The sequence below is a fragment of the Salinicola peritrichatus genome (assembly GCF_003206715.1).
Taxonomy (GTDB): domain Bacteria; phylum Pseudomonadota; class Gammaproteobacteria; order Pseudomonadales; family Halomonadaceae; genus Salinicola; species Salinicola peritrichatus.
The window spans coordinates 17,424-31,473 of the sequence record NZ_PZJU01000022.1 but is presented as its reverse complement, the minus strand read 5'-3'; the positions used below and the strand labels follow the sequence as shown (position 1 = coordinate 31,473).

Annotated in this window: 13 protein-coding genes; 5 read left to right on the top strand and 8 right to left on the bottom strand. The window is 63.8% G+C overall.

The features are described 5' to 3' along the window. Nucleotides 1–3: 3 nt before the first annotated feature. The 4 genes from DOM57_RS09755 to DOM57_RS09740 form a co-directional block, all read right to left on the bottom strand. A complete protein-coding gene (locus DOM57_RS09755) occupies nucleotides 4–777 on the bottom strand; it encodes an SDR family NAD(P)-dependent oxidoreductase (protein WP_110649017.1) in 774 nt (257 codons plus the stop codon). Nucleotides 778–805: 28 nt separating this feature from the next. After that, a complete protein-coding gene (locus DOM57_RS09750; protein WP_110649016.1) occupies nucleotides 806–2,155 on the bottom strand; it encodes an MFS transporter in 1,350 nt (449 codons plus the stop codon). Nucleotides 2,156–2,178: 23 nt separating this feature from the next. Then, nucleotides 2,179–3,078, bottom strand: a complete 900-nt coding sequence (locus tag DOM57_RS09745; RefSeq protein ID WP_110649015.1) for a polysaccharide deacetylase family protein — start codon at nucleotides 3,076–3,078, stop codon at nucleotides 2,179–2,181. Between the two features lie 71 nt (nucleotides 3,079–3,149). Continuing rightward, nucleotides 3,150–4,505 carry an amidase gene (locus DOM57_RS09740; RefSeq protein WP_110649014.1) on the bottom strand — a complete coding sequence of 452 codons (1,356 nt, stop codon included), beginning with the start codon at nucleotides 4,503–4,505 and terminating at the stop codon, nucleotides 3,150–3,152. A 300-nt stretch (nucleotides 4,506–4,805) separates the two neighbouring features. Between DOM57_RS09740 and DOM57_RS09735 the strand changes: the two genes are divergently transcribed. Next, nucleotides 4,806–5,813, top strand: a complete 1,008-nt coding sequence (locus DOM57_RS09735; RefSeq protein WP_110649013.1) for a GntR family transcriptional regulator — start codon at nucleotides 4,806–4,808, stop codon at nucleotides 5,811–5,813. 51 nt (nucleotides 5,814–5,864) lie between these two features. Here DOM57_RS09735 and DOM57_RS09730 read toward each other — a convergent pair whose 3' ends face one another. The 3 genes from DOM57_RS09730 to DOM57_RS09720 all read right to left on the bottom strand — a co-directional run bounded on the left by DOM57_RS09730 (nucleotide 5,865) and on the right by DOM57_RS09720 (nucleotide 7,585). Beyond that, nucleotides 5,865–6,590 (bottom strand): 16S rRNA (uracil(1498)-N(3))-methyltransferase, encoded by a 726-nt coding sequence (locus tag DOM57_RS09730; protein ID WP_110649012.1) that lies wholly within the window; start codon nucleotides 6,588–6,590, stop codon nucleotides 5,865–5,867. Between the two features lie 19 nt (nucleotides 6,591–6,609). After that, entirely contained in the window at nucleotides 6,610–7,101 is a 492-nt protein-coding gene (secB, locus tag DOM57_RS09725; protein WP_110649011.1) for a protein-export chaperone SecB, read from the bottom strand. Between the two features lie 61 nt (nucleotides 7,102–7,162). After that, nucleotides 7,163–7,585: a rhodanese-like domain-containing protein gene (locus DOM57_RS09720; RefSeq protein WP_110649010.1), complete on the bottom strand. Its 423-nt coding sequence runs from the start codon at nucleotides 7,583–7,585 to the stop codon at nucleotides 7,163–7,165. A 367-nt stretch (nucleotides 7,586–7,952) separates the two neighbouring features. Here DOM57_RS09720 and gpmI point away from each other — a divergent pair, with 367 nt between their 5' ends. The 4 genes from gpmI to DOM57_RS09700 all read left to right on the top strand — a co-directional run bounded on the left by gpmI (nucleotide 7,953) and on the right by DOM57_RS09700 (nucleotide 12,649). Further along, on the top strand, nucleotides 7,953–9,560 hold the full coding sequence (gpmI, locus tag DOM57_RS09715) for a 2,3-bisphosphoglycerate-independent phosphoglycerate mutase (RefSeq protein WP_110649009.1): 1,608 nt from the start codon (nucleotides 7,953–7,955) through the stop codon (nucleotides 9,558–9,560). Between the two features lie 51 nt (nucleotides 9,561–9,611). Further along, on the top strand, nucleotides 9,612–10,787 hold the full coding sequence (locus DOM57_RS09710; protein WP_110649008.1) for a murein hydrolase activator EnvC family protein: 1,176 nt from the start codon (nucleotides 9,612–9,614) through the stop codon (nucleotides 10,785–10,787). Between the two features lie 121 nt (nucleotides 10,788–10,908). Next, nucleotides 10,909–12,282: a S41 family peptidase gene (locus DOM57_RS09705; protein ID WP_110649007.1), complete on the top strand. Its 1,374-nt coding sequence runs from the start codon at nucleotides 10,909–10,911 to the stop codon at nucleotides 12,280–12,282. A 70-nt stretch (nucleotides 12,283–12,352) separates the two neighbouring features. After that, nucleotides 12,353–12,649, top strand: a complete 297-nt coding sequence (locus DOM57_RS09700; RefSeq protein ID WP_110649006.1) for a nucleotidyltransferase family protein — start codon at nucleotides 12,353–12,355, stop codon at nucleotides 12,647–12,649. A gap of 146 nt (nucleotides 12,650–12,795) precedes the next feature. On the opposite strand, the gene DOM57_RS09690 is transcribed toward DOM57_RS09700, so the two are convergent. Beyond that, the gene (locus DOM57_RS09690; protein ID WP_110649005.1) at nucleotides 12,796–14,040 is read right to left on the bottom strand and encodes a UbiH/UbiF/VisC/COQ6 family ubiquinone biosynthesis hydroxylase; all 1,245 of its coding nucleotides are present in this window, start codon (nucleotides 14,038–14,040) and stop codon (nucleotides 12,796–12,798) included. Between the last annotated feature and the right edge of the window lie 10 nt (nucleotides 14,041–14,050).

Below are 14,050 nucleotides of genomic sequence, written 5' to 3'. Positions count from 1 at the left end.
CTCCTAATCGGGCCAACGCACGGTGAGCCCACCATCGACCACCAGACTCTGTCCGGTGAGATAGGATGCCTCCGGTCCGAGCAGAAATAGCACGACACTGGCGATCTCCTCCGGCCGCCCGACGCGACCGAGCGGAATCTTGCGCCCGGCGGCCGCGAGCCCTGCCGGTCCCAGTGAATTCTCGGCATCTAGGGATTGCGGTGTCTCGATCAGACCGGGAATCACCGCATTGCAGCGAATGCCGCGCGGCGCCAATTCCACTGCTAGCGAACGGCACAGCCCTGGAATTGCAGCTTTGGCTGCGGCGTAATGGGCGTGTTCCTGCCAGCCATAGACGCCTCCGGCGATCGACGAAATCGCTACCAGCGCACCGCAGTCTCTCAGATGACGCGAGGCGGCTCGGAAGGTGCGCATCACCCCGCTGAGGTCAACGTCGAGCATCGCCTCCCAGGCCACATCGGTCATTTCGGTGAGCGGTGACTGGCGCAGGATGCCAGCATTGGCGACCCCAGCATCGAGACGCCCAAAGCGTGCCATGGCGACCTCCGCCAGTGCCTCGACCGACTCAGCATCGGTGACGTCCAACGCCAGCAGATCGCTGTCAGGATCCAGGGCTTTCAGCGCCTGACGTACCGGCGCCGGATCGTGGGGGTCGGCGGGGAAATACCCACCGAGAACGTGCCAGCCACTCTCAGCCGCACGCAGTGCCAGCGCGCGGCCGATGCCACTGGCCGCGCCAGTGATCAGCATCACTGGCGAGGACGTGGTTACATGCATGATGCTCTCCTCGAGGTTGGCGTGAGGCTCAGCGCACGCTGGCCGGATCGACGTGGCGGGCAGCGAAGATCAGCAACCCCGAGAGCAGGCATGGCAGCGCACCGAACAGCAGTGCCGCCCATTGCCAATCCCCGCCCATGCTGAGCACGGTAGTGGCGCCGGCACCGGAGAGCACCGCTCCGATCGGCCCCATGGCATTGATCAACGCCCCTGCGGAGGCCCGAACGCTGGTGGGAAAGCTCTCGCTGATGAAGAACAGCACCGCCGCATAGGGTCCGATCAAGAAGAACAACCCGATGCTGTAGAGCGCTACCACCGGCCAGAAAGCGCTGGGCGCGAACAACATGGTGGCGAAGGCGACGCCGCCGCAGATCCAACCTAGGCCGACCGCATTACGCCGGCCGATGCGATCGCCCAGCCATCCGTGAGTGAGATAGCCGCAGAAGCCCACTAAATTGGACAGGATCAGGATCACCAGAGAGTTTTCAAACGAGACGTGATGAACGCTGACGATCACTGAGGTGCCCAGTACGCTGAAGACCTGAATCGCAAACCAGTTGAGCAGAATCGCACCGCCCAGCACGAACAACGCACGCCGAGTGGCGGGCTGAAAAGCACCCTTGAGGCCAGCGTTGCTGTGGGAGTCGAAATCGACATCGTGGGAAAGCGCCAGCTGACGTGCGGACTCCTGTTCGCCCTGCTGCTTGAGACGGCCGATCTCGCGATGCAATTCGAACTGTGGCGTCTCCTTGAGCTTGCGCGCCAGGAAAGCGATTACCAGCGATGGCAACGCGGCGAACACGAAGCAGCCCTGCCAGCCAATCAACGGCAACAGAATGGCCGTCAGCGCCGCCGCGATCAGCGCGCCGACCGGCCAGCCGCTCTGTACCAGGCTGTAGACGAAGCCACGCCGCTGCTTCAGCTTGGGATCGTCGCTGGCCGCGTAGAGCTCGCTCAAGTAGGTCGCATTGACGGTCTGTTCGGCATAGCCGAGCCCGGCGACCGAGCGAATCAATATCAGCGGCAGCCTGCCCCAGGCACCACCGACGGCGGTCAGCGCGGAGCAGACCGCCGCCCCGCCCACGGTGAAGATAATACCCGCGCGTCGCCCTAAGCGATCGACGAACGGCCCCATGCCGATGGCAACCACTGCGGTGCCGACCGCGATCCAGGTCGCCAGCTCCGCCTGAGCGGCCTCGCTCCAGCCGAAGTGACGTCCGATTTCGGGCAGCAGGGTGCCAAAGAGAATGAAGTCGTAGACTGCGAATACCCACGCGAAGAAGGCGATCCAGGTCGCATAGCGAACGCTGCCGGCACTCGGCACGTTCAACGAGAAATCCGGCGCGATGCCGGGGGACAGCGAGGTGTTGTTATGCATTGTGTTGCCCTCGGAAAGTCGGGTTAGCCGCGCGGTTGACGCTTGAGAAAGTCATCCGCGATCTCGTCCATGGTGACGAAACGTACCCCGGCGTGAGCGCGCATATGCTCGATCAGCCGCTCGAGCATCAGCAGGACCTGGGGACGTCCCGAGACATCAGGGTGAATGGTGATCGGGAACACGGCGTAATCCATCTCGCGGTAGACCCAATCGAACTGGTCACGCCACATTTGCTCGATATCGCGGGGATTGACGAAGCCATGGCTGTTGGGCGACTTCTTGATGAACATCATCGGCGGCAGGTCATCCAGGTACCAATTGGCTGGAATCTCGACTAAGTCGGTCTCTTCGCCACGGATCAGTGGCTTCATCCATGTCTCTGGATGCTGGCTGTAATCGATCTTGGTCCACTGGTCGCCAACACGGACGTAGTAAGGTGTAAAGTCGTTGTGCATCAGGCTGTGGTCGTACTTGATACCCTTCTTCAGTAGCAGTTCGTTGGTGATCGGGCTGAATTCCCACCACGGTGCTACATAGCCAGTCGGACGCTTACCAGCGATCTCGGTCAATAATTCGATACCGCGGTCGAGGATCGCCTCTTCCTGCTCCGGCGTCATCGCAATCGGGTTTTCATGGCTGTAACCGTGCACGCCCAATTCATGCCCGGCACCGGCGACGGCCCGAATCTGCTCGGGAAAAGTTTCCGTCGAGTGCCCCGGTACAAACCAGGTGGTGGTGATACCGAAACGCTCGAATAGCTTCAGCAGTCGTGGCACGCCCACCTCGCCAGCGAATAGTCCCCGCGAGATATCGTCCGGAGAGTCCTCGCCGCCATACGAACCCAGCCAGCCGGCAACGGCATCCACATCCACACCGATCGAGACCAGGATCTCTTTTTGGTGAGTCGTCGTCGTTGTTGTCATCGCTACAACTCCTTGATCGCTTCCCGGTATCGATCAAGGCAGGCGGCGCCGGGCCATCGCCTGCCCGCCCTTCAAACGGTTGTCAGTGTTCGCTCGACCGCGGCCATTGTCTCCAGTAGTCGGGTGTCCTCGCCGCGGCGGGTCGCGAAGAGCGCGGCGGTGGCCAGCCCTGCGCGGTCGACGCCGGAGGGCAGCGTGATGCCGGCCATGCCGAGCAGGCTGCCAGGCATGGTCAGGCGCAGCGTCGCTGCGTTGACCTCGGCGAATAGCGCTGCGTCCTCGGTCAGCGGCGCCAGCTCTGGTGCCACGTGAGCGACGGTCGGCGTCACCAGGATGGCGTCGCCAAGCGTCTCAGCTTGGGCCTGCTGCAATGCGTCGCGTCGTGCCAGCAGCGAGGCCAGATGCGCCCGATCCACGGGGCGCGATGCTTCGAGCCGACAACGCACCCGGGGGTCGAGACGCTCGGCGTCATGGCTGTCGAGCAGCAACTGATGCAGTAAGAATGCCTCGAGGCTACCAAGCCAGCCATCGCGGGCGATGTGATCCAGCGTCTCGCCGAACACTGTGTACTCGCGCCACTCGACTCGGGCGCCGGCGCACTCTAGGCGCATCACCAGTTCGCGGAGATTGGCTGCCACCGCAGATTCGATCTGGGGATCTTCGAGCACTCGGGTATCGACGACCAGATGTACGCTATCGAGGCTTGCTGGTGGTGCCGGCGCCTCGCCATCACTGAGCACGGTATCCAGACAACACAGATCACGCACGCTCCTGGCGAGAGGACCTGCGCAGTCAAGCGTCGAGGAGAGCGGAAATATGCCGTCACGGCTGTAGCGATCCGGGCTGGGCCGATAACCCACCAGCCCATTGAAGGCAGCGGGAATACGCACTGAGCCTGCAGTGTCGGTACCCATGGCGAGCGGTACGACGCCTGCCGCAACGGCTACCCCGGAACCGCTGGAGGAGCCACCTGGCACTCGGGATGGCATATGCGTACCGGGCAACACTGGCGTACCGAAATGCGGGTTCAAGCCGAGCCCGGAGTAGGCGAATTCACTCAGGTTGGTCTTGCCCAGACAGATCATGCCGGCACTGGCGGCGAGCCGCACCAGTTCGGCATCGGATGATGCCGGCGTTGCCGAGCGGCGCAAGTCGGCTCCGGCCGTAGTCACATGGCCTGCCACATCGAATAGATCTTTCCATGCCATCGGCACGCCATCGAGCGGACTCAATGGTTGCCCTGCATGCCAACGTTGGGTTGATGCTGCGGCCTCGCGTCGTGCACGTTCGGTCAAATATTCGATGAAAGCATACGGGGCCCGGGTCGCCGAGCTCAGTGCAGCCTCCACGATATCGCTCGGGGTCCAGTGACCGTGACGGAATCCATCGGCCAGCGAGAGTGCATCGGAGCAGGGAATGTCGGTCATCAATCTGTCCCGTGACGTTGTTGTTGGGTCTGATGCGGGAAACTATGACAACGCTAGCACAAACCGTATTTTTTTAAAAATAGTCATTTTTTTGTGGTTACAGAACTAACTATACCGGCCAAGAAATCACTTTTTAGCGCAAAAAATGGCTAGATGGCGCTGGCAGCGCCCTCAATAAATTGGATTTTGATGCAAAAAGTCGATTATTCGAACATCCCTATCGGGAGGACAGGCGGGAATATGCGATAATTCGCCAGAACGGACCCGACGACGCAGACCGTGATAAGGAACATCCATTCCATGAGGAGTGATCCAGGTCAGACCGCGAAGTTCAATGGACGCGCGCGCTATGAAACGATCCACCGGGTGGTGGCTCGGGCGATCCGCCGGGGTAGCGTCGAGCCGGGGCAGGTGCTGCTGGAACAGCCGCTGTCAGCACTATTCGGCACAAGCCGCGCCCCGGTCAGAAAAGCGCTGGGCATGCTCCACGCAGAGGGATTGATCACGCGTTTCGACGGCCGCGGTTACTTGGTCTCCTGGCCGACCTCGGCGCAGACGCCAAGACGCGAGCCACTGACGACGCGCATGTTGGGACTCGATGAAGAGACCCAGATCATGGATACGCGATCGGCGGGCGAGCGCGTCTATGGAGACATCTATCGGGCGGTCGCAACTTGCGTCGTGTTCGGCCACTACCAAATCAACGAGCAGCGCGCCGCCGCACACTTCGGTGTCAATCGCAGCGCCATTCGCGAGGTGCTGCTGCGCCTGCGGGAGCGTGGTCTAGTCGAGAAGTCGCCGTACTCCAGTTGGCGGGCCGGACCGATCACCGCCCGTGCCATTCGTGAGGACTATGAACTCAGACGGCTGCTCGAGCCCCATGCGCTGGAGCATTCGGCCAGTCAACTGGCATCCGCCAATCTGGAATCGATGCTGACACGCACCGAACGCCTGATAACGACAGCACAACCCGAGCTGAGCGAGTTGGAATGGGCCGAGGAGGCGCTTCACCAGCAGTGCCTGGCACTCTGCGGCAATCAGCGCCTGCTCTCCAATCTGCGCCACGCCCAGACGGCGCTGACCATCAATCGCCTGTTCTTCAAGGAGATTAGTCGGCCGATCCATGAACCCGGTCTCAAAGAGCACCGACTGGTATTGCAGCTATTGCTAGATCGCCAACCCCAAGCCGCTGCCGAAGCGCTGACCACGCACCTGGAGCGCGCGGAGTGGCGCACGCTCGATCGACTCAAAAGCCTGTCGGTGTTTCCCGAACCGGAGATGCCGGACTATGTCATCCGGCTGAGCTGAATCGGTGCAACGCAGCACGGGCGAGCACAGCGGGTTACCGGACGGTGCTGCCTACAAATCGCCGAAATGGTGCTGCAGCAGCGTCAGCGCCACCACCGGAGCGGTTTCGGTGCGCAGGATGCGCGGGCCGAGGGTGAGCGGCTGGAAGCCGGCACTGCGGGCTGCTTCGATCTCGGTGTCGCTGAGTCCGCCTTCAGGCCCAATCAATAGCGCGGCGGTGTCGATCGTGTCGCGCTGGCACCAATTGTCATCGGTGGCGGGATGCAGCACCAGACGCAGGGTTTCGTCCCGTGCCGCCAGCCAGGCGGTCAGCGTTTGCGGCGGATGAACCGGCGGCACGACGGCGCGTCCGCACTGCTCGCAGGCGCTCGCCGCCACGCCCTGCCAGTGGGCCAGCTTCCTGGCCTCGCGATCGCCCTTCAGGCGCACGTCGCCATGTTCGACGTAGAGCGGCGTCACCGCCGCCACGCCCAGCTCCACCGCCTTCTGGATCGCGTAATCCATGCGATCGCCCTTGGAGATCGCCTGCCCCAGGTGCACCGACAGCGGTGATTCGCCACGACCTTCGCGAACCGCCTCGATTTGCGCGACCACGCGCTTGCGGCCGACTTCCGAAAGTACCGCCGACGCTTCGATGCCGGCACCGTCGAACAGTGTCAATGGGGCACCTTCGCGCAGCCGCAGTACCAGCGCGACGTGGCGCGCGGCATTCTCGGGCAGAACGACGTCGCCGCCAACCGGGAAGCTGGCGGCGACATGGATGCGCGGTGCGGCCATCGTCGGCTGCTCGCTGGCTTTAGTGAGCCGTTTCGGTGGTCTGGGCCTGGGCGGCGCGCTGTTTCTTCTGCGCGTACATCGCCTCGAAGTTGACCGGCGCCAGCATCAGCGGAGGGAAGCTGCCACGGCTGACCAGGCTGTCGATGCACTCGCGCGCATAGGGGAACAGCACGTTGGGGCAGAAGGCGCCCAGGGTGTGATCGAGCTGATCGCCTTCGAGCCCGGAAATCCGGAACAGGCCGGCCTGCTCCACCTCGACCAGGAAGGCGGTGGCGCCGTCTTCGTTGTTCGAGACCTGGGCGGTGACCTTGACCACGACTTCGTAGAGGTCCTGCCCCACCGACTGGCTGCCGGTGTCCAGGTCGAGGCCCACCTTGGGCTTGAACGGCTGCTGGAACACGCTCGGTGCATTGGGCGATTCGAACGAGATGTCCTTCACATAGATGCGCTGCAGGGAGAATTGCAATTGCGGCTTGTCCTGAGACCCCTGCTGATTGTTGTCTTCCGCCATGTGCGTTTCCTTTATGTTACTGAGAGCTTAGCGTACGAAATGTCGCGCGGCCGGCGTCGCTTCAGCGCTTGACCACCGGCAGGTTGTCGGCTTGCCACTGGGCCATGCCGCCCTTGAGCTTGTAGACACGGGAGAAGCCGGCCTGGCTCAGCTCGGTGACCGCGGCCCCGGCGGCCTGCCCCTGTTTGCAGACCACGATGATCGGCTGTTCCTTGAACTTGTCGAGCTGGGTGAGGCGCTCCTTGAGGCGCGCCTGGGGGATATTCTTGGCGCCGGCGATGTGGCCCGCCTTGAATTCGCCGCTATCGCGGATATCGATCACCACACCGTCTTCACGGTTGATCAGCGACGTCGCCTCGCCGGTGGACACGCCGGAAGCGCTGCCGCGCTTGGCCTCGAAAGCCAGCCACGCGAGCAGCACGACCAGAAAGGCGCTGACCAGCAGCGGGTGGTTTTCGATGAATTCGAATAACTGATCGATCATGGATCTGCCGACACTCTAAAGCTGGGGGCCAGAGAGACCCGGTGGTTCTCTTGCTGGCGCGTCTGCGTCACGACGCATCTCGGAAAAGCGCTGGCACAGGCTTTCAGCGAGACACGAACGGCCTGGGAGAGCGTTGCCCTCTGTTTCGTGCATTGGCCCGTCTCCGAGCGCCGGCCATTATACACGAGGCGGACTTGGAGACGAGGCCGCACGTTCGCGGTCCGGCGGCTGACCCGAGTCACGCGGTGCGCTATCCTTCGGAACATGATCCACGGCCGGCACGGTCATCACAACCATGCTGCGGCGGGTGCACGAGCGCACCACGTTTGCGATTTTCCAATGCTCATCCGACTTTCCGAGGCTTGTCATGGCAGAGACTTCCATCCCGCGCCCGGTGGCGCTGCTGATTCTCGACGGTTACGGCCAGAACGACGACACCGCCAACAATGCCGTCGCCAACGCTGACACGCCGGTCATGGATCGGCTCAAGCGCGACTACCCCAATACCCTGATTCACACCGACGGCCCCTATGTCGGTCTGCCCGAAGGTCAGATGGGCAACTCCGAAGTCGGCCACATGAACATCGGCGCCGGACGCATCGTCTACCAGGACTTCACCCGGATCACCAAGGCGATCGAAGACGACGAGCTGAAAACGATCGAAGCGCTGACAGCGCCGATCGACGACGCCGTGGCCAACGATGGCGCCGTGCATCTGATGGGCCTGCTCTCTCCAGGTGGCGTGCACAGCCACGAGGACCATCTACTGGCGGTCGCCGAGCTGGCCGCGTCGCGTGGCGCCAGGCGGATCTATCTGCACGCCTTCACCGACGGCCGCGATACCGCGCCCAAGAGCGCCGGTGCTTCGATCGAACGCGCCAACGCCAAGCTGGCCGAGCTGGTGGGCGCCGACAACGGCTTCGTCGCCTCGCTGATCGGACGCTACTTCGCCATGGACCGCGACAACCGCTGGGATCGGGTCGAGAAGGCCTACCGCCTGATTCGCTTCGGCGAAGGCGAGCACGTGGCCGAAAGCGCCGAAGCGGGCCTGGCCGCCGCCTACGCGCGCGGCGAGACCGACGAGTTCGTCGCCGCCACCGCGGTGCGGCCCCCTCAAGGCGACGAGAAGATCGTCATGGCCGACGGCGACGCAGCGCTGTTTCTGAACTTCCGCGCCGACCGCGCCCGTGAATTGACCCGCGCCTTCGTCGATACCGATTTCTCCGGCTTCGACCGCGGCGAGCGGGTCAAACTGGCCGGCGAGGGCCTGGTGATGCTGACCCAGTACGCCGATGACATCAATGCACCGGTCGCCTTTCCGCCCGGAAATCTGGTCAACACCCTGGGCGAGGTGGCGGAAAGCCATGGCCTGACCCAATTGCGCATCGCCGAGACCGAGAAGTACGCCCATGTCACCTTCTTCTTCTCCGGCGGCCGCGAGTCGGAGTTCAAGGGCGAGGACCGCGCGCTGATTCCGTCGCCGAAGGACGTCAAGACCTACGACGAGAAACCGGAAATGAGCGCCTTTGAACTAACCGACACCCTGGTCGGGGCGATCGAGAGCGGCAAGTACGACCTGATCATCTGCAACTACGCCAATGGCGATATGGTCGGCCATACCGGCGATCTACAGGCCGCCACCAAGGCGATCGAGGCGGTCGACACCTGTCTCGGCCGGGTGGTCGAAGCGATCCGGAAAGCTGGCGGCGAGTGCCTGGTCACCGCCGACCACGGCAACGCCGAGCTGATGGTCGATCCCATTACCGGCAATCCGCACACCGCGCACACCACCTTCATGGTGCCGCTGGTCTATGTTTGTCAAAACCAGGTTTGCCAAAACCAGGCTGGCCAGAACAAGCCGGTCAGGCTCAAGGCCGACGGCCGCCTGTGCGATCTGGCACCGACGCTTCTGCACATGCTGCATCAACCGATTCCCGAAGAGATGACGGGGAATGTGCTGATCGAAGATGCTTGAGGTCGCAGGATTGCACAGCAAGCCCCGTGGACGCGGACGCCGCCCGGCGTGATGCGCGGATATCAGGACGCCTTGGCAAGGGCCGGGCGAAAGCGCTGGAAGGTCGTACTGTTACTGGCCGGCAGCCTGCTGCTGGCCGGTCCGGTTTTCGGCCAGGCCAATCCGCAGGAAGCCCGCGCGCGTCTCGACAGCCTGGCCACCGATATCCAGGCGCTGCAAGGCAAGCTGGAGGACACCCAGGCAGCGCGCGGCGATGCCCAGGACGAACTCAAGCAGGTCGAAACCGCGATCGGCGACACCCACCGGCGGATGGACGAACTCCAGGCCGAGCGGCGCCGATTGGACGACGAGGTCGCAACGCTCGACCGTCAGCGCGAGACCCTCGACGCCGAGCGCGAGCAGCAGCGCCAGGCCCTGGCCAGGCAGTTCGACGCGCTCTATCGGCTGGGCGCCACGCCGCAACTCAAGCTGCTGCTCAACCAGGACGATCCGGCCGAGGTCGACCGCCTGCAGCACTATCTCAATGCCCTCTCATCGGCGCGACAGCAACGGCTCGAGCAGTTGCGAGAGCTCAACCAGCGGCTGGACGAGAATCTGGCGGCCATCGAGCAGCGCCGCACACGGCTGGACGAGGTGCACGCCGACCTGGAACAGCAGCGCCAGCGGCTGGCTTCGAACCTGCGTGAGCGCAAGGCGCTGGTGGCCAAGCTCGACGCGCGCTACGACAGCGAGCAGTCGCGCCTCGAGGATCTCAATCAAGACCGCGCCCACGTCGAGCGGCTACTCGATCGCATGCAGAAAGAGCTCGCCAATCTGCAAAAGCCGCCGCCCTCGACCGACATCCAGAAGACCCGTGGCGACCTGCCGTGGCCGGTGCAGGGCTCGATGCTATCGAGCTACGGCAGCGGCGATGGCGTCAATCGCAACGGCATCCTGATCGGCGCGCCGGCGGGTACCGCGGTCAAGGCGGTGCATGCCGGGCGAGTGGTATTCGCCAACTGGATGCGCGGCTTCGGCAACCTGCTGATTCTCGACCACGGCGATGGCATCCTCACGCTCTATGCCCACCTGCAGCAGTTCACCGTCGACCCCGGGCAACAGGTCGCCAATGGCCAGACCGTCGGTGCCGTCGGCAATACCGGCGGGCAATCGCAGCCCGCGCTCTACTTCGAGGTACGCCAGAACGGCGATCCGATCAACCCCAACCGGTGGATTGCGCGCCGCTGAACGCGCGTCAGCGGCGATCGCGAGGCCGCCGCGCTGGATCATCGGCATCTCTAAACGCTATGCTGAGAGTTATCAAACACCGTTCCGTCACGCCAATGTCCCCCTGAGTCGCGGAGATCGCATGAATCCAAGCAGCCTGAACGCAAGGCACCGTCGTTCCGCCTATCCCCGTACGCTCGCCGGCTCGCTGCTGCTGGTCTTCGCAGTCGCCGGCCTGGCACCGGCGGTACAGGCGCAAAGCGACGCTGCCAGTCAGACTACTGGGCAGGATGCCGCCAGCGATCTACCGATCGAAGATGTACAGACCTTTGCCGAGGTATTCGAGCGGATCAAGCGCGCCTACGTCGAAGAGGTCGACGACAAGACACTGCTGCGCAACGCCATGCGGGGCATGCTCAGTCAGCTCGATCCACATTCGGAATACCTCGACGCCGACGCTTTCGAAGCGTTGCGCGAGACCACCGAAGGAGAGTTCAGCGGCGTCGGGATCGAAGTCGGCTTGCGCGACGGTCAGCTCACCGTCATCGCCCCGATCGACGACACCCCGGCCGCCCGCGCCGGAATCCAGCCGGGCGATCGCATCGTCGCCATCGACGGCACGCCGACCGACAACCTGACGTTGCAGGAAGCCGTCGATCTGATGCGCGGGGAGCCAGGGACCGAGATCGAGCTGACGCTATTGCGCGGCAACGAACAGGAGCCCCGCGAACTGACCCTCGAGCGTGAGTCGATCCAGTCGGAAAGCGTTTCGAGCCGCCTGCTGGAACCCGGCTACGGCTACCTGCGCATCAGCCAGTTTCAGAGCCGTACCGGCACCCAGACCCGCGAAGCCCTAGAGTCGCTGAGCGCCAAGCAGCCGTTGAACGGGCTGGTACTGGACCTGCGCAACAACCCCGGCGGCGTGCTCTCCAGCGCCGTCGAGGTCGCCGACCAGTTCCTCTCCAGCGGTTTGGTCGTCTATACCAAGGGCCGCCTGGCCGACGATGACATGCGCTTCACCGCCCACGCCGATACCACGGCGCCGGAGGTGCCGCTGGTGGTGCTGATCAACGGCGGCAGCGCCTCGGCCGCCGAGATCGTCGCCGGTGCGTTGCAGGATCAGCACCGCGCCGTGCTCATGGGTACGCGGAGTTTCGGCAAGGGCTCGGTCCAGCAGGTATTGCCGCTGGGCAACGGCGACGGTCTCAAGCTGACCACCGCGCGCTACTACACGCCCAGCGGCCGCTCGATCCAGGCCGAGGGCATCACTCCGGACGTGCACGTGGTGCGCGGACGTCTCGAAGTCGATGACCATGCCGGGTTCCAACTGCGCGAATCCAACCTGCGTGGGCACCTGCTCAATGCCAACCCGAGCGAGGCACTGGACAACGCCGATACCCCGATCGCCGCCGACGACTACCAACTGAGCGAAGCGCTCAACCTGCTCAAGGCACTCAACGTGGTGCAAAGGCCGCAAGGAGAGCGGGCAATACCTCAGCCGGCGCCGGCCGAGTAAGCCTTCTGGATTGGCCCGGCCAATGAAGACCATCAAGAATAGGATGGTGAGGTCAAAGAGAGGAAGAGTCATGAATCGAGCACGGACATTGCAGTTGCTGCATGAACATTTGCCGATCCCGGCCACCGATTTTCAAGTGAAGTCGCTGGCACTGTTTGGCTCGTTCGCCCACGACCAGGCCGGGCCGGATAGCGACGTGGACATTCTGGTCAGCTTCGATGGGCCGGCGACCTCGGCACGCTATTTCGGCGTACAGTTCTATCTGGAAGACCTGTTGGAAAGGCCCGTCGATCTGGTAACCGATAAGGCGCTAAGACCCGAATTGAGGCCCTTTATCGAACGTGAGGCTCATCATGTCCGACAATAAGGTCGGCGATAGGGAGTGGCGCCTACCTGGGCATCGACAACGATACGATTTGGAGCATTATTCGGGATGATATTCCCGAATTGCTATCGCTACTGGAAGCCATTCGAGACCAGTATCGAGACGGTAATTGATCGCATCCAAGCGACTCACCGACAGCGTTCGGCCAAATCGCCGTATTCTCCCAGCGCCTGACGGATCAATAGCCGTTTGAGCGGCATCAATCGGTCGACACCGGAAAGCCCCCAGTTGCGCGCCAGCCGCAGCGCCGGCTGGTGGCTGCCGAACAGGCGCTGAAAACCCTGCATGGCGGCGAGCATGGCCGCGTTCTCGCTGCGCCGGCGGCGTTCGTAGCGGGCCAGGATGCGCGGATCGCCGGGCTCGGCACCGCGCCGCCGGGCGCGAACCCACTCCTCGGCCAGCACCGCCGCGTCCATCAGCCCCAGGTTGACGCCCTGCCCGGCCAGCGGGTGCAGGCTGTGGGCGGCATCCCCCACCAGCGCGAGACCATCGTCGACATAGCGCCCGGCATGGCGCTGGGCTATCGGGAAGTGCGGCGCGATATCGATCACCTCGACCCGGCCCAGGCGGGCGCCGAGCGCGCTCGCGAGTTCATCCCCCAGCGTGACGCGGCTCTGTCCGGTCTTGCCCAGCGCGGTCATGCGGCTGGCCTCGGCCGGCGTGGTCGACCAGACGATCGAACAGTGGTCGTCCCGCCCGTCGATCATCAAGGGCAGGAATGCCAGCGGGCCGGTGGGCAGGAACGCCTGGCGCGCGATACCGCCGTGGCCATGTTCGGTTCTCACGCTGGTGACCACGGCGGCCTGGCCGGTATCGCGCTCGCAGACCGGGATTCCAGCCATCGAACGCAGCGGCGAGCGGGCGCCGTCGGCACCAACGATCAGCGGCGCCTGCCGGCGTTCGCCGTTGTCGAGCTTGATTGTGGCCCGCTGATCGTCGCGTGCGTAGCCGGTCAGTCGTACGCCGTGATGCCAGACGACATTGGGCAACACCTCGACACGCCGCCTGAGTACCGCCAGCAGCAGGTCGTTCTCGACGATGTGGCCCAGGGCATCGACACCGACGTCTTCGGCATCGAAACGGATCTCGCCACTGCCCTCGGCATCCCATACCTGCATGCCGTGATAAGCCGAGACGCGATGGGACACGAGCCACGGCCAGACATCCAACGAGGCCAGCAGCCGCTGCGAAGCGGCGGTCAGCGCGCTGACGCGCAGTGCCGGCGGCCCCTTGCCCAGGGTCTCGTCGGCATGCGATGGCGGCGCGGCATCGAATACGTCCACTTGCCAGCCGGCATCGCCCAACAGGATCGCCAGCGTGGCACCGACCAGGCCGCCACCGATGATCAGCACGTCGCTATCGTTTTTTTCCATCTTCCGGCTC